The organism is Actinomadura luteofluorescens (assembly GCF_013409365.1).
Classification (GTDB): domain Bacteria; phylum Actinomycetota; class Actinomycetes; order Streptosporangiales; family Streptosporangiaceae; genus Spirillospora; species Spirillospora luteofluorescens.
The window spans coordinates 4,926,689-4,940,569 of sequence record NZ_JACCBA010000001.1; the positions used below are offsets into that span (position 1 = coordinate 4,926,689).

Below are 13,881 nucleotides of genomic sequence, written 5' to 3' on the forward strand. Positions count from 1 at the left end.
TGTCGGGTCATGGCCTCTTACCTCATCGAGTCGTTCGACCGGTTGCCGTTCGGGGGCGCGGAGAAGGCCCGCCGCTACGCCACCGAGCGGTACCGGGGCGCGGTCGGCCGCAACTGGTACGACTGTGACCCCACTCTGCGGTTCCTCATGCGGCGGCATCTGGGAGAGGGTTTCGGCTGGGCCGAGCCCCGGCTCAGGGAGATGGGTGCGCTGATGGGCGGGCCGATCGCCGAGCGGGCCGAGGAGACGGACCGCAATCCGCCGCGCCTGGAGAAGTACGACCGGTGGGGACGCGACATCAGCGAGGTCGTCATGCCGCCCTCGTTCGAGGCGGCGCGGCGGGACATCGTGGCGACGTCGTTCACGCGGCCCGACTTCGTGGCCGAGGCCAAGCGCGGCGGCGTCGACCCCGCGCCGATGGGCGTCGCGTGGAGCTACCTCCTCGACCAGGCCGACATCGGCATGGCGTGCGCGCTCGGCACCGGCGGCGACATGGTCGTGGGGCTGGCGGAGCTGTTCGCTCCGGACGACGTCAAGGCGCGGGTGCGGGAGCTGTTCGCGGCCGGGGAGATGTCCGGCGAGGCCGCGCAGATGCTCACCGAGCGGTCGGGCGGCTCGGACCTCGGCGCGCTGGAGTCGACCGCGTCCAGGGAGGGGGACGCCTGGCGCCTCAACGGCTTCAAGTGGTTCGCGTCCAACGCGGGCGGCTCGGCGTTCGTGGTGCTCGCCAAGCCGGAGGGGGCCGTCGACGGCGTGCGGGGCATCGCGCCGTTCCTCGTCCTGCGGGAGCGGCGGGACGGGTCGCGCAACGGCGTCCGGATCCGGCGGCTCAAGGACAAGCTCGGCACGCGGTCGGTGGCGTCGGCCGAGATCGAGTTCACCGACGCGGAGGCGTTCCTGCTGGCCCCGGCGTCGAGCGCGGGAGAGGGCGGGGACGGCAGGGGCCTGGCCCGCATGATGGAGCTGACCAACGGCGCCCGGCTCGGCATCTCCATGATGGGCCTCGGCTGCGCGCGGCGGGCCCTCGTCGAGTCGCTCTGCTACGCGCGGGCGCGTGAGGCGTTCGGCGCGCCGCTCGGCGCGCAGCCGCTCATGCGCCGCAAGCTCGCCGAGCTGATCGTGGAGACCGAGGCCGTGCAGGCGCTCGTCTTCGACGGGTACCTGGGACGTCCCCGGCTGCGCCTGGGGGCCGCGCTCATCAAGCTGCGGGCCGCCAGGCTGGGCGTGACGGCTGCGAGCGACGCCATCGAGATCCACGGCGGGAACGGCTACATCGAGCAGTGGCCGGTCGCGCGGATCCTCCGGGACGCGCAGGTCAACCCCATCTGGGAGGGCGGCGACAACATCCTGTGCCTGGACGTCCGCCGCGCCATCGAGCGGCAGGACGCGCACGAGCCGTTCCTCGAACGGCTCTCCCAGGCCGTCGAGCGGTCGCCCGGCGGGGACGACGAGACGGCCGCGCTGGTCGGGCAGAGCATCGGGCATCTCCGCGAGGCCATACAGAAGTGGCGCGGGCTCGACAGGACCGTGGCCGAAGCGCGCCTCTACCCGCTCGCCCAGTACATGGCAGACGTCTACGCGGCGGCGCTGCTGCTGGAGCAGGCGGGGTGGGAGCGCGCCGATTCCGGCGAGGACCGCAAGGCGCTCGTCGCGCGCCTCTACGCTCGGAGCCACCTCGCCGACCCCGGTCCGCTGCGGGGCATCGACGACCCGGCGGACGACCTCGAACGCTTCGAGGATCTGGCGGACGGCGCGTTCACCGGCGACTAGGAGGCTGCGCGTGGCGGTACGGATCGAGCGGGACGGCCCGGTGACCACGGTGGTGATGTCCCGCCCGGCGACGCGCAACGCCGTGGACGGGCCGACGGCGCGCGAGCTGGCCGCCGCGTTCCGCGAGTTCGACGCGGACGACGGCGCGAGCGTCGCCGTCCTGTGGGGCGAGGGCGGGACGTTCTGCTCCGGCGCCGACCTGTCCTCGGTCGGCACCGACCGGGGTCCGCGCCTCGACCCGCCTCCGGCCGACGGGCCGCTCGGCTGCACGCGGATGCGGCTGTCGAAGCCGGTGATCGCGGCGGTCGCGGGCCACGCCGTCGCCGGGGGCCTGGAGCTGGCGCTGTGGTGCGATCTGCGTGTCGCGGAGGAGACGGCCACCTTCGGGGTCTACTGCCGGCGCTGGGGCGTCCCGCTGGTCGACGGCGGGACGGTCCGGCTCCCGCGGCTCATCGGCGCGAGCCGCGCCATGGACCTGATCCTCACCGGGCGGCCCGTGGACGGGCGGGAGGCGTTCGAGATCGGCCTCGCCAACCGGCTCGTCCCGCTGGGGAAGGCGCGGGAGGAGGCCGAGGGGCTGGCGGCCGGGCTGGCCCGCTTCCCGCAGGCCTGCCTGCGGAACGACCGGCTGTCGGTGCTGGAGGCGGAGGGGCTCGCCGAGGACGAGGCGATCGCCGCCGAGTACCGCCGCGGCCTCGGTTCCCTGGAAGACGCGATCAAGGGCGCCGGACGGTTCGCGGGCGGTCGCGGGCGGCACGGCGACTTCACCGACATCTGAGCCCGCCGACATCACCCCGTGGGTCGTTGACCGAATGTAATTCGGGACCGTAGGTTCCTGAGGGGCGGCCACCGTGACCGAGGAGAGCGAAGCGATGACGCTGACCGTGGAGGAGGCGGGCCTCGCGCTCGCCGACCCCAAGGCCTACGCCGACGACCGGCGGTTCCACGATTCCCTCGCGCTGCTCCGCCGCGAGTCCCCGGTGCACCGGGTGGAGGCCCCCGGCTACACGCCCTTCTGGGGGATCACCAAGCACGAGGACGTCCTGGAGATCGAGCGCAACCACCCGATCTTCCTCAACGCGCCGCGCCCCGTGCTCGGCACCGCCGAGTTCGACGCGCTGAACCGGCAGCGCGCGGAGCAGGGCATCGCGCTGCGCACCCTCGTCCACATGGACGACCCCGACCACCGGGTCATCCGGGCGATCGGCGCCGACTGGTTCCGGCCGCGCGCGATGCGCGCCCTGGAGCCGCGCGTCCGCGAGCTGGCCAGGCGGTACGTCGACCGGATGGTCGACCTCGGCGGCGAGTGCGACTTCGCGCAGGAGATCGCCGTCCACTTCCCGCTGTACGTGATCCTGTCGCTGCTCGGCCTGCCGGAGAGCGACTTCGACCGCATGCTGAAGCTCACGCAGGAGCTGTTCGGCGGCGACGACGACGAGTTCCAGCGGGGCACGACGAACGAGGAGAAGCTCCAGGTCCTGCTGGACTTCTTCGCCTACTTCCAGGGCCTGACGGAGGAGCGCCGCAAGCACCCCACCGACGACCTCGCCTCCGCGATCGCGAACGCGCGCATCGACGGCGAGCCGCTCAACGGCTTCGACACCGCGTCCTACTACGTGATCGTCGCGACGGCCGGGCACGACACCACCAGCGCGACGATCGCGGGCGGCCTGCACGCGCTGATCGAGCACCCCGACCAGATCGAGCGGCTCCGCGCGAAGCCCGAGCTGATGCCGCTCGCCGTGGACGAGATGATCCGCTGGGTCACGCCGGTCAAGGAGTTCATGCGCACCGCCACCGAGGACTACGACCTGCGCGGCGTCACGATCCGCGAGGGCGACGCGGTGCTGCTGTCCTACCCGTCCGCGAACCGCGACGAGGACGTCTTCGACGACCCGTTCCGCTTCGACGTCGGGCGCGACCCGAACCGGCACCTGGCGTTCGGCTTCGGCGTCCACTACTGCCTGGGCGCGGCGCTGGCCCGCATCGAGGTCCGCGCCTTCTTCGAGGAGCTGCTGCCCCGCCTCGGCTCGATCGAGCTCGCCGGGACGCCGGAGAGCATCGCCACCACCTTCGTCGGCGGCCTCAAGCGCCTCCCCGTCCGCTACTCCCTCGCCTAAGGACCCCCTGGTGCAGATCGAAGCCGCGGTGCTGCGCGCCGCAGACGCCCCCTACACGATCGAGTCGCTCGACCTCGCCGACCCCGGGCCCGGCGAGATCCTCGTCAGGGTCGCGGGCGCCGGGATGTGCCACACCGACATGCTCGGCCGCATCCCCGGGGACCTCGTCACGAAGCCGGTCGTCCTCGGGCACGAGGGCTCCGGCGTGGTCGAGGCGGTCGGCCCCGGCGTCACCGGCCCCACCGTCGGCGACCACGTGGTCATGTCGTTCGACTCGTGCGGGGCGTGCACGAACTGCCGCGCCGCCAAGCCCGGCGCGTGCCCGCAGATGACCGCGCTCAACATGCTCGCGATGCCGCTGGACGGGACGCCCCGCGCCACCGGCCGGGGCGGCGAACCCGTCCACACGCGCTGGTTCGGGCAGTCGTCGTTCGCGAGCCACGCCCTCGGGACCGTGCACAACGTCGTCCCGGTCGGCAAGGACGTCCCGCTCGACGTGCTCGGGCCGCTCGGCTGCGGCGTGCAGACCGGCGCCGCCTCCGTGCTGATCTCGCTGGGCGTCCGCGCGGGCGACAGCATCGCGGTCTTCGGCGCGGGCGCCGTCGGGCTGGCCGCCGTCATGGCCGCGCGGATCGCCGGCGCCTCCACGATCGTCGCCGTGGACCTGCACGAGTCCCGGCTCGACCTGGCCCGCGAACTCGGCGCCACCCACGTCCTCGACGGGGCCGGCGACGACATCGCCGGGCAGATCCGGGCGATCTCCGGCGGTGAGGGCGTGCAGTACTCGTTCGACTCCACCGCCGTCCCCGAGGTCGTCTCGACGGCGGTCGCCTCGCTGCGCACCACGGGCGTCTGCGGGCTGGTCGGCGTCGGCGCCGCCGAGTACCGGCTGGACGCGAACCTCCTGCTCATGGGACGGACGGTCAAGGGCATCATCGAGGGCGACGCCGTCCCGCACACGTTCATCCCGCGGATGATCGAGATGTGGCGGCAGGGCCGCTTCCCGTTCGACCGGCTGGTCACGACCTACCCGCTCGCCCAGATCAACGAGGCGGAGGCCGACACGACGTCCGGCAAGGTCGTCAAGCCCGTCCTGATCCCGTGAGCCCTTCGAACCAGGAGGCGCTCTCGGCGTCCGCCGGGTAGTACGACTCGACGGCGACCTCGTCCAGCGTGATGTCCTGGGGCGTGCCGAACGTGGTGATGGTGGAGAACAGCCGCAGCTCCCGTCCCCCGAAGCGGACGATCATCTGGATCATGACGTCGGCGCCCGCCGGCGCGTCCCCGCCGCCGGGTTCGAGCAGTTCCGCGTAGAGGGCGGCGAGCTCGGGGTCGGGCGCGGCGGCGAGCTGGCGCCTGACCCTGGAGCGGAACACCGCGCGCACGTCGGCCAGGTTGACGACCAGGCGGGCGAGCCCGCGCGGGTCCAGGCCGAGCCGCAGCAGGTTGACCGGCGGGCGGAGCAGTTCGGGGTCGACCTCGGCGAGGAACGGATCGACGGCGCGGTTGGTCATGATGATGTTCCAGCGGCGGTCGAACGCCAGAGCCGGATACGGTTCATGCGCGCGGAGCACCCGTTCGACGGCGTTCCGGGCGGCGGACAGCGCGGCGTCGTCGAGCGGCCGTTCGGCGTACCGGGGCGCGAAGCCGGCCGCGAGCAGCAGCCGGTTGCGCTCGCGCAGCGGCACGTCGAGGTGGTCCGCCAGCCGCAGCACCATGGCGGCGCTCGGGTTGGACTTGCCCGTCTCGACGAGGCTGACGTGCCGGGCCGAGACGTCGGCGGCGATCGCGAGATCGAGCTGGCTCAGCCGGCGCCGGTGCCGCCACTGCCGCAGGAGGTCCCCGATCGTGTCCACGGGCGTCGAGAGTACTCATCCTGGAGCGCGACGCCATGAAATGGGACTTCATCGACAAGCCGCGGCGACCGCCGGACCATTGCGGCCATGACGAACAAGGACATCGTTCAGCAGGCACTTTCCGAACTGCTCGCCACGGGCAGCACCGACGGGCTCCGATCTCTGCTCAGTGACGACTTCATGCACCACCGCCCGGACGCCTCCACCACCAAGGACGAATGGCTCGACGCCGTCCAGGCGGCGCTCACCCCCCTCGCCGGGATGCAGGTCGAGATCCGCCACCTCCTGGCCGACGGCGAGCACGTGGTGCTGCACACGCGGCGCCGGCTCCCGGACGGCCCGGAGATAGCGGTCGTCGACATCTGGCGTATCGACGAGGGCCTGATCATCGAAGCCTGGGAGCTCATAGAGCCGGTGGCCCACGCCGCCGCCAACCTCACCTGGTGGGCCCCCGCCGCAGTCTGACCCCCGACTGGACGACGCGCTGGAGAAGGCCGTCGCCGCGTGTGAGACGGCGGCCTTCTCCAGCGGGCCGAGCTGATCGGGCCGGTGAGAGCAGGACAGCCGGGGGCGGCTTCAGCGGCGAGGTCTCCGATCCCCTTATCAGAAGAAGGCGTCTCAAGGAGTGAGATCCGCGGTGGTGGAAGGTCGATGCGCGCGTACGGTTTACCGCAGCTTCGCTTTCTGGTCCTGCGAAGCCAGGCGGTCCGTCGCTCTGCTGGCGGACCTACGCAAAGGAGACACAAGTGGAAGTCAATTCGCCGGGCACCAGGCCCGGTTCGAATAGCGAGTTCCCCTGGGACAACTTCGACCCGGACACGTACCACGGGAACAATTACGGGAAGATGCTCCTCCCGGACCGCAAGATCCTCACGCGAGGAGTCAGCTGGTTCAACCGGGTCGCGCTGTGGCGCTACTCCGAGGGGATGGGGCAGTTCGCCCACGGAGTCGACGTCGGCCCCGGGTCGAACCTCTACCCCACCCTCAGCATGCTCGCGTACTGCCGCAAGATCACGCTCATCGAGTACGGTGCGGCCAACGTCGAGTACCTGAGGAAGGAGATCCAGTACCTCAGCGACTCGTGGCGGCCGTTCTGGGCCGTCATCTCGCGGTTCGCCGGCGGTCGCGACTTCGAGTGGGCCCGGCGCACGCTGCGTGAGCGCGTCACGGTCGTGCAGGGGAACATCTTCACCGATCTCCCCGTCGGAGAGTTCGACATCGGGACGATGCACTTCGTCGCCGAGTCGCTCACCAAGGAACCGAAGGAAGTCCGGTACGGCGTCCGCAACTTCACGAGGTCCCTCCGACGGAAGAGTCCCTTCGCCATGGCCAACATGGCGGGGTCCCGCGGGTACTGGGTCGGGGACGTGTGGTTCCCGGCCGCGCCGGTGACCGCGGAGGACGTGGAGTGGATGCTCGACCTGCTCGCCCTCGAGAAGTGGGTCGAGGAGATCGCGAAGGACGGTCCGTCCGTCCACCTCGACGCCGAGGGGAAGCCCATGGACGACTACTCGGGCTACCTGGTGTCGACGGGCCTGTCCTTCTGAACCCAGCCTCGGCCGGTGAATGAGGCCGGCCGGGGCCCGAGCCGTGGGTCCGCACATCGTGCGGGCCCACTTGGTCCTCGCCAGGCGCCGCCCGCTCGCGTCGCGACTTCCGTCAGACGACGCGATGGAGGAGGCCGTCGCCGCGCGCGAGGCGGCGGCAGTTCTCCGCGGCGACCGCGAAGTAGCGGTCCCACGTCTCGCGCGTCAGCCATGCCACGTGCGGCATGACGACCACGCTGTCGAGGGCCAGCAGCGGGTTCCCCGCGTCCACGGGCTCCTTCTCGAACACGTCCAGCCCCGCGCCGCCGAGGCGCCCCGACGCGAGCGCCTCCACCAGCGCCGCTTCGTCGATCACCGCGCCGCGCGCCGTGTTCACCACGATCGCGCCCTCCGGCAGGAGCGCGAGCCTTTCGGCGTTCAGCAGGTGGCGGGTCTCGTCCGTCAGGGGAATGTGCACCGACACGATGTCGCTCGCACGCAGCAGCTCGTCCAGTTCCCGCCAGGCCGGATCGTCGCGCCGGGGCCGCCTGGTCGTGTAGACGACGGTCGCCCCGATCGCCTCCAGCATGCCGCGCAGCAGGGTCGCGATCTCGCCGCCGCCGAGGAGGCCGACCGTCCGTCCGGCCAGCTCGCCGCCCACCAGGGACCGGTCGGCGGGCCATCCCTCGCCGCGCCGCGTCCGCGCGTCGAACGGCACGACCCGCCGCAGGGCCGCCAGCATCAGCAGCAGCGACGTCTCCGCGACGGCCTGCGCGTTGCGGCCCGGCATGTTCGCGACCGCGATCCCGCGTTCGGCCGCCGCGTCCAGGTCGATGGTGTTCACGCCCGTGCCGAGCTTCTGGATCAGCTTCAGCTTCGGCGCCCGGTCCATGTCGGCGGCCGTCACCGGGCGCAGCACGTGCCAGAGCACCTCCGTGTCCGGCAGCAGCTCGCCGAACCGCGCGTCGTCCTGCTCCGAGCAGCTCACGATGTCGAGCCCGTGCTCCTCGTGATCCATGTCGTAGTGCAGCAGCACTCGCATGCCGACCCCTTCTCTCCCGCCGACCCCGCCGTCACCACCCGGCGTCCCCCGCGATTATGGTGCGAATGATGACCAGGAACCGGACCGAGGTGAGCGCCATGTGGACGGAACTGCCGATCGTGCAGGCCCCGATGGCGGGCGGGCCGTCGACGCCCGAGCTCGCCGCCGCCGTCTCGAACGCGGGCGGTCTCGGCTTCCTCGCCGCCGGCTACAGGACGCCCGATGCCATGCGCGCCGACATCGCCGCCACGCGCGAGCTGACGTCCCGCCCGTTCGGGATGAACGTCTTCATGCCGTCCCTGGACGAGATCGACCCGGCCGCCGTCGCCGCCTACCGCGACCTCCTCGCCCCCGAGGCCGCCCGCCTCGGCGTGGAGCCGGGCACCCCGGGCGCCCGCGACGACGCCTACGACGCGAAGATCGCCGACCTGGTGGCGGATCCGCCGGCGCTCGTCAGCTTCACGTTCGGCTGCCCCGCCCCGGACGTGATACGCGCCCTCAAGGACCGCGGCGCCACCGTCGTCGTCACCGTGACCTCCGCGAACGAGGCCCGCCACGCGTCCGGCGCCGACGCGCTCTGCGTCCAGGGTTCCGAGGCCGGAGGCCACCGGGGCTCGTTCACCAACACCCTCGAGGACTTGCTGCCGCTGCGCGCGCTGCTCCCGGCGGTTCGCAAGGTCACCCGGCAGCCCCTCATCGCCGCCGGGGGCCTGGCCACGGCCGCCGACGTCGCCGAGATCCTCTCCCTCGGCGCCGTCGCCGCCCAGCTCGGCACGGCGTTCCTGCGCTGCCCGGAAAGCGGGGCCAGCGCCGTTCACAAGGCCGCCCTGACCGATCCCCGTTACACCTCCACCGCGGTGACCAGGGTGTTCAGCGGACGCCCCGCGCGCGGCCTGATCAACCGCTTCCTCATCGAGCACTCGGGGGAAGCCCCCGCCGCCTACCCGGACGTCCACTACGTGACGGCACCCCTGCGCCGTGCGTCCGCCGCCCAGGGAGACCCGGACAACGTCAACCTCTGGGCAGGCGAGGCGTTCCGCGAAACGACCGAAGCCCCCGCCGCCGACCTGGTGGCAGCACTGGCCCCCGCCTAAGGCCCGACCCCGCCCGACGTCGCCGCGTCGAAGGACCGCGACGCGGCGCGCCCGCCCGTAATCCAGGTGCCGGACGTCGGAATCCATGCCACGCTCAAGCGACTCCGCCGCCCGAGCCCCCGCGACGGCTTCGACGAGATCCGCATCGTCGGCCACGACGGCGACGGAGGGTTCGTCGTCGCCCGGCCCGAGGAGCCCCTCGATGAAGGATCTTGAAGCGCGGATGCGCGCCCGCGAGTGGTTCCACTCCCTGACCCTGCTCCCCGGCGCCTGGGCCGTCGTCCGCGTGGACGGCCGGTCGTTCTCCCGCCTCACCGAGGCGAACTTCGACAAGCCGTTCGACCAGCGCTTCTCCGACCTCATGGTCGATACCGCGACGACCCTGCTCACCGAGCTCGGCGGACGGTACGCCTACACCCAGAGCGACGAGATCTCCGTCGTCCTCGACCCCGCCTTCGACCTGTTCGGCCGCGAGGTGGAGAAGCTCGTGTCGCTGTCGGCGGGCATCGCCACCGCCGCCTTCACCCACGCCGCCGGGCAGCCCGCCGTCTTCGACGGCCGCGTCTGGATGGGCGCCACCGTCGACGACGTCCACGGCTACATCACCTGGCGCCGGACCAACGCGGCGCACTGCGCACTGAACTCATTGTGCTACTGGACCCTGCGCAAGGAAGGGCTGTCCGCGCGGCGGGCCACCCGGGAGCTGGAGCGGACGTCCGCCGACGACAGGGTGGCGTTGCTCTCCTCGCGCGGAATCGACTTCAACGACGTCCCCACCTGGCAGCGTCACGGCATTGACCTCTGGTGGGAGACGTACGAGAAGACGGGCCACGATCCCATCCGCGACACGTACGTGACCACCACCCGCCGCCGGATCCGCACTGAACGCGACGAATCCATGACGGGCACCTACCACGACCTCATCGACGTGCTCCTGCGGCCGACCACCTGACCACGCCTAGGAGCCCCAGTCCCACAGGGCCTGGAGCACCGGCCCAAGGCGGCGGCCCTGCGGTGTGAGCGTGTACTGCGTGCGCGGCGGCCAGCCCGCCTTTCGCTCCCGTTCGAGGACGCCCGCCTGGACGAGATGGGACAGGCGGTCGGCGAGCACCTTGTCGGACAGGGCGGGGAGGGCCTGCCGCAGCTCGCTGTACGAGCGGTCGCCCCGCAGGAGCTCGCGGATCACCAGCGTCGTCCAGCGCCCGCGCAGCACGTCGAGGGTGATCTCCACAGGGCAGGACGGGGTGGGCTCCGCCGCGTCCGCGCGCGGATCGTCGGGCAGCCCCGGGTGGCTGACCGTTTGGTGAGTCACGAGAGCGCCTCCTAGCGTTTCGCGTCCCGATCCTGTCTACCCGGAAGGACGACGATGCGCCCATTGGCCGAACGCCCCGAGGACGTCCCGCACGTGTTCGCCGACCGCTTCAACGGCGGCGACCCGGCGGCGGTCGCCGCCGTGTACGAGGAGGGGGCGGTGTTCGTCCCCGAACCGGGCACCCCGCTGACCGGCGCCGACGCCCACGCCGCCAACGCCCGCTTCATGGCCCTCGGCCTGCCGATCAAGGTGAGCCCCCGCCACGTCTACTCCGCCGGCGACCTCGCCCTGCTGATCGTCGACTGGGTGATCGAAGGCCCGTCGAGGGAGGGCCCGGTCCGCATCGAGGGCACCGCCACCGACGTCGCCCGCCGAGGCCCGGACGGCCGCTGGCGCTACGCCGTCGACAACCCCTTCGGCACGTCCGCGCCCGGCGGGTAGCCCGGAAACGGACGTGCTGGCTTCCGTGAAACGTTTGGCCAGGTGAACGTGCGCGGCGAAGTCATCGGGAAGAAATTCAGGGGGCGTGTCGATCGCGGCCGTCCTCCGTTCGACCTAGGGATGAGAGGGTCCCGCCGAGGGGCCCGGACGCATACGGAGAAAAAGCCATGAAGTACATGCTGATCATGCGGGCGACCGACGAGGCCTACGCGGGCATGATGGACACGGACCCCGCCGAGATGATCGAGACCGTGGGCCGGTTCAACCAGGAGCTGATCCGGGCCGGCGTGCTGCTCGCCGCGGAGGGCCTCGACGACCCGTCCGAGAGCGTGGTCGTCGACCACTCCTCCGAGCCGCCCGCGGTCACCGACGGTCCGTACGGCGAGACGAAGGAACTGTTCGGCGGGTTCTACATCCTCAACGTGGCCTCGAAGGAGGAGGCCGTCGAGTGGGCGAAGCGGGCGCCGGCCCGTCCCGGCTTCAAGACCGAGATCCGCCGCGTCCCCACCATCGACGAGTTCCCGCAGGACAACGAGTGGATCGAGAAGGAGCGGGCCTGGCGCGAGGCGACCGGCCAGCTGTGATGGGCGACCCCACCGGACGCGAGGCCGTCGCCGCCGTCTGGCGGATCGAGTCGGCGCGGATCGTCGGCGCCCTCGCCCGCTACACCGGCGACTTCGCGCTGGCCGAGGACCTCGCCCAGGAGGCGCTGGCCGAGGCGCTCGTGACGTGGCCGCGCGACGGCGTCCCCCGCAATCCGTCGGGGTGGCTGCTCACCGTGGGGCGGCGGCGCGCGATCGACGCGTTCCGCCGCCGCTCCGCCCTCGACGAACGGTACGCCGCCCTCGCCCACGACCTGGACGAGGGCGGCGCCGCCACCGGACGCCCGCCCGAGAAGGACGACGACGTGCTCTGGGACCCCGACCGGATCGACGACGACGTGCTCGCGCTCATGTTCGTCTCCTGCCACCCGGTCCTGTCGCGGGAGGCGCGGATCGCGCTGACGCTGCGCGTGGTCGGCGGCCTGACGAGCGACGAGATCGCGCGAGCGTTTCTGGTGCCGACCGCGACCGTCCAGGCCCGGATCACCCGCGCGAAGAAGACCCTCGGCGCGGCGCGGGTCCCGTTCGGGGTGCCGCCGGCCGGGGAGCGGGCCGAGCGCCTCCCCTCCGTCCTCAACGTCGTCTACCTGATCTTCACCGAGGGCTCCACGGCCAGCTCGGGCGGCGAGCTGATCAGGTTCGACCTCGCGGGCGAGGCGGCGCGCCTGGCCCGCGTCCTGGCCCGGCTGATGCCGGACGAGCCGGAGGTCCACGGCCTGCTGGCGCTGCTGGAGTTGACCGCCGCGCGCTTCCCCGCCCGCACCGCCCCGGACGGCGGGCCGGTGCTGCTGGAGCACCAGGACCGCACCCGCTGGGACGGCGCCGCGATCCACCGGGGACGCGCCGCCCTGTCCCGCGCGGAGAAGGCGGGCCGCGGCCTCGGCCCCTACGGCCTCCAGGCGGCGATCGCCGAATGCCACGCCCTCGCCCCGTCGGTGGCAGAGACCGACTGGGACCGCATCGTCCTCCTCTACGAGGCCCTGGGCCGCCTGGCGCCGTCCCCGGTCGTCGACCTCAACAGGGCCGTAGCGGTCTCCATGGCGAAGGGCCCTGCCGCCGCGCTCGCCATCGTCGACGACCTGGCGGCCTCAGGCGCCCTCGCGAACTCCCACCTCCTCCCGAGCGTCCGAGGCGAACTCCTCACCCGCCTGGGCCGCCCCGAAGAAGCCCGCACCGAACTGGAGCAAGCCGTCGAACTCGCGGCCAACGACCGCGAGCGCGCCCTCCTCCAACGCAAACTCGCCGCCCTCCCCTGAGACGATGGGTCAGAACAGGCCCGGCATGTAGGGGGCGCCGTTCGCGCGGATTCCGCGCGCCACGGCCGTCGCCCTTGCCTCCCCACGCGGATGCCCGGCCTGCCCGGCCTTGCGGAAGTACTCCTCGGCCCCGGCCATGTCGTTCTTGTGCTCGCAGCGGACACCGAGGTTGAACAGGGAGTCCGGGTCACCCGCAGCCGCGCCCTTCTCCCACCATTCATCGGCCTCCTCGCGCCGGCCCTGGGAGTAGAGATGGTTGGCGAGGGCGCTGAGCGCGCGGCCATTGCCCTTCTCGGCGGCGCGCCGAAGCCATTCCTCGGACTCCTCCGCCCGCCCCATCTCACCGAGCGCCAGACCGAGGTTGGTCATCGAGTCGGTGTGCCCGTCCTCGGCCGCGATACGGAAGTGCTCGGCGGCCCCTTGCCGGTCACCACGGCGGATCAGCAGCATCCCGAGATTGTGCCGAGCGCCGACCTCACCCGCCTCGGCCGCCTTGCGGTACCAGCTCTCGGCCTCCTCGCCCCGGCCCTGGTCCGAACAGAGGATGCCCAGGTTCAGTTGCCCGACCCGATCGCCCGCGTCGGCCGCCGCCCGCCACCACCGCTCGGCCTCGCTCTCGTCCCGCCCCACGACCAGGATGCCGAGATTGAGCATCGCGCTGACGTGCCCCGCCTCGGCGGCCGCCCTGAACAGCCGCTCGGCCTCCCGCACCTGCCCCTGCTCCTGAAGCGCCTTCGCCTCCTGGAACTCGGCCTCTCCACTACCGGTCTCCACACCGTCCCCTTCCGTGATCACCATGTTCGGACCATTCCGGCCCCGGAACGGTTCCCGCCTGCGCCTGGGGTTCCCTATAGGCTGCCGC

General features: G+C 72.2%; 16 protein-coding genes. 12 read left to right on the plus strand and 4 right to left on the minus strand.

Features of this window, described 5'->3' with window-relative positions; translation table 11 throughout:
* Positions 1 to 9: 9 nt before the first annotated feature.
* The 4 genes from BJY14_RS22905 (at position 10) to BJY14_RS22920 (ending at position 4,995) form a co-directional block, all read left to right on the plus strand.
* Entirely contained in the window at positions 10 to 1,770 is a 1,761-nt protein-coding gene (locus BJY14_RS22905; RefSeq protein ID WP_179845504.1) for an acyl-CoA dehydrogenase family protein, read from the plus strand.
* 10 nt (positions 1,771 to 1,780) lie between these two features.
* Positions 1,781 to 2,548 carry a crotonase/enoyl-CoA hydratase family protein gene (locus BJY14_RS22910; protein WP_179845505.1) on the plus strand — a complete coding sequence of 256 codons (768 nt, stop codon included), beginning with the start codon at positions 1,781 to 1,783 and terminating at the stop codon, positions 2,546 to 2,548.
* Between the two features lie 94 nt (positions 2,549 to 2,642).
* Positions 2,643 to 3,890: a cytochrome P450 gene (locus tag BJY14_RS22915; RefSeq protein WP_179849563.1), complete on the plus strand. Its 1,248-nt coding sequence runs from the start codon at positions 2,643 to 2,645 to the stop codon at positions 3,888 to 3,890.
* 10 nt (positions 3,891 to 3,900) lie between these two features.
* Positions 3,901 to 4,995: an NAD(P)-dependent alcohol dehydrogenase gene (locus BJY14_RS22920; RefSeq protein WP_179845506.1), complete on the plus strand. Its 1,095-nt coding sequence runs from the start codon at positions 3,901 to 3,903 to the stop codon at positions 4,993 to 4,995.
* On the opposite strand, the gene BJY14_RS22925 is transcribed toward BJY14_RS22920, so the two are convergent.
* Positions 4,973 to 5,746 (minus strand): helix-turn-helix domain-containing protein, encoded by a 774-nt coding sequence (locus tag BJY14_RS22925; RefSeq protein ID WP_179845507.1) that lies wholly within the window; start codon positions 5,744 to 5,746, stop codon positions 4,973 to 4,975. The two genes, BJY14_RS22920 and BJY14_RS22925, sit on opposite strands and share 23 nt — an antisense overlap.
* Before the next feature lie 87 nt (positions 5,747 to 5,833).
* Here BJY14_RS22925 and BJY14_RS22930 point away from each other — a divergent pair, with 87 nt between their 5' ends.
* Positions 5,834 to 6,211, plus strand: a complete 378-nt coding sequence (locus tag BJY14_RS22930; RefSeq protein WP_179845508.1) for a nuclear transport factor 2 family protein — start codon at positions 5,834 to 5,836, stop codon at positions 6,209 to 6,211.
* Positions 6,212 to 6,492: 281 nt separating this feature from the next.
* Positions 6,493 to 7,293, plus strand: a complete 801-nt coding sequence (locus BJY14_RS22935; RefSeq protein ID WP_179845509.1) for a class I SAM-dependent methyltransferase — start codon at positions 6,493 to 6,495, stop codon at positions 7,291 to 7,293.
* Positions 7,294 to 7,405: 112 nt separating this feature from the next.
* On the opposite strand, the gene BJY14_RS22940 is transcribed toward BJY14_RS22935, so the two are convergent.
* Positions 7,406 to 8,314 carry an NAD(P)-dependent oxidoreductase gene (locus BJY14_RS22940; protein ID WP_179845510.1) on the minus strand — a complete coding sequence of 303 codons (909 nt, stop codon included), beginning with the start codon at positions 8,312 to 8,314 and terminating at the stop codon, positions 7,406 to 7,408.
* Between the two features lie 68 nt (positions 8,315 to 8,382).
* Here BJY14_RS22940 and BJY14_RS22945 point away from each other — a divergent pair, with 68 nt between their 5' ends.
* The 3 genes from BJY14_RS22945 to BJY14_RS22955 all read left to right on the plus strand — a co-directional run bounded on the left by BJY14_RS22945 (position 8,383) and on the right by BJY14_RS22955 (position 10,360).
* A complete protein-coding gene (locus BJY14_RS22945) occupies positions 8,383 to 9,408 on the plus strand; it encodes a nitronate monooxygenase (protein WP_218905558.1) in 1,026 nt (341 codons plus the stop codon).
* A 66-nt stretch (positions 9,409 to 9,474) separates the two neighbouring features.
* On the plus strand, positions 9,475 to 9,624 hold the full coding sequence (locus tag BJY14_RS22950; protein ID WP_179845511.1) for a hypothetical protein: 150 nt from the start codon (positions 9,475 to 9,477) through the stop codon (positions 9,622 to 9,624).
* Positions 9,611 to 10,360 carry a tRNA(His) guanylyltransferase Thg1 family protein gene (locus BJY14_RS22955; protein ID WP_179845512.1) on the plus strand — a complete coding sequence of 250 codons (750 nt, stop codon included), beginning with the start codon at positions 9,611 to 9,613 and terminating at the stop codon, positions 10,358 to 10,360. Before BJY14_RS22950 ends, BJY14_RS22955 begins: the two co-directional genes overlap by 14 nt.
* 6 nt (positions 10,361 to 10,366) lie before the next feature.
* Here BJY14_RS22955 and BJY14_RS22960 read toward each other — a convergent pair whose 3' ends face one another.
* Entirely contained in the window at positions 10,367 to 10,720 is a 354-nt protein-coding gene (locus BJY14_RS22960; protein WP_179845513.1) for a winged helix-turn-helix transcriptional regulator, read from the minus strand.
* 54 nt (positions 10,721 to 10,774) lie between these two features.
* Here BJY14_RS22960 and BJY14_RS22965 point away from each other — a divergent pair, with 54 nt between their 5' ends.
* The 3 genes from BJY14_RS22965 to BJY14_RS22975 all read left to right on the plus strand — a co-directional run bounded on the left by BJY14_RS22965 (position 10,775) and on the right by BJY14_RS22975 (position 13,019).
* Positions 10,775 to 11,161 (plus strand): YybH family protein, encoded by a 387-nt coding sequence (locus BJY14_RS22965; protein ID WP_179845514.1) that lies wholly within the window; start codon positions 10,775 to 10,777, stop codon positions 11,159 to 11,161.
* Positions 11,162 to 11,328: 167 nt separating this feature from the next.
* Entirely contained in the window at positions 11,329 to 11,745 is a 417-nt protein-coding gene (locus tag BJY14_RS22970) for a YciI family protein (RefSeq protein ID WP_179845515.1), read from the plus strand.
* Positions 11,745 to 13,019, plus strand: a complete 1,275-nt coding sequence (locus BJY14_RS22975) for an RNA polymerase sigma factor (RefSeq protein WP_179845516.1) — start codon at positions 11,745 to 11,747, stop codon at positions 13,017 to 13,019. The genes BJY14_RS22970 and BJY14_RS22975 overlap by 1 nt, the downstream gene beginning before the upstream one ends.
* 9 nt (positions 13,020 to 13,028) lie before the next feature.
* Here the strand turns inward: BJY14_RS22975 and BJY14_RS22980 are convergent, their stop codons facing one another.
* The gene (locus BJY14_RS22980; protein ID WP_179845517.1) at positions 13,029 to 13,817 is read right to left on the minus strand and encodes a tetratricopeptide repeat protein; all 789 of its coding nucleotides are present in this window, start codon (positions 13,815 to 13,817) and stop codon (positions 13,029 to 13,031) included.
* Positions 13,818 to 13,881: the final 64 nt, after the last annotated feature.

Coding starts and splice junctions, on each gene's coding strand:
- BJY14_RS22905 (WP_179845504.1), top strand. CDS start 10: ATGGCCTCTTACCTCATCGAGTCGTTCGACCGGTTGCCGTTCGGGGGC.
- BJY14_RS22915 (WP_179849563.1), top strand. CDS start 2,643: ATGACGCTGACCGTGGAGGAGGCGGGCCTCGCGCTCGCCGACCCCAAG.
- BJY14_RS22930 (WP_179845508.1), top strand. CDS start 5,834: ATGACGAACAAGGACATCGTTCAGCAGGCACTTTCCGAACTGCTCGCC.
- BJY14_RS22940 (WP_179845510.1), bottom strand. CDS start 8,314: ATGCGAGTGCTGCTGCACTACGACATGGATCACGAGGAGCACGGGCTC.
- BJY14_RS22945 (WP_218905558.1), top strand. CDS start 8,383: ATGACCAGGAACCGGACCGAGGTGAGCGCCATGTGGACGGAACTGCCG.
- BJY14_RS22955 (WP_179845512.1), top strand. CDS start 9,611: ATGAAGGATCTTGAAGCGCGGATGCGCGCCCGCGAGTGGTTCCACTCC.
- BJY14_RS22965 (WP_179845514.1), top strand. CDS start 10,775: ATGCGCCCATTGGCCGAACGCCCCGAGGACGTCCCGCACGTGTTCGCC.
- BJY14_RS22970 (WP_179845515.1), top strand. CDS start 11,329: ATGAAGTACATGCTGATCATGCGGGCGACCGACGAGGCCTACGCGGGC.
- BJY14_RS22975 (WP_179845516.1), top strand. CDS start 11,745: ATGGGCGACCCCACCGGACGCGAGGCCGTCGCCGCCGTCTGGCGGATC.
- BJY14_RS22980 (WP_179845517.1), bottom strand. CDS start 13,817: ATGGTGATCACGGAAGGGGACGGTGTGGAGACCGGTAGTGGAGAGGCC.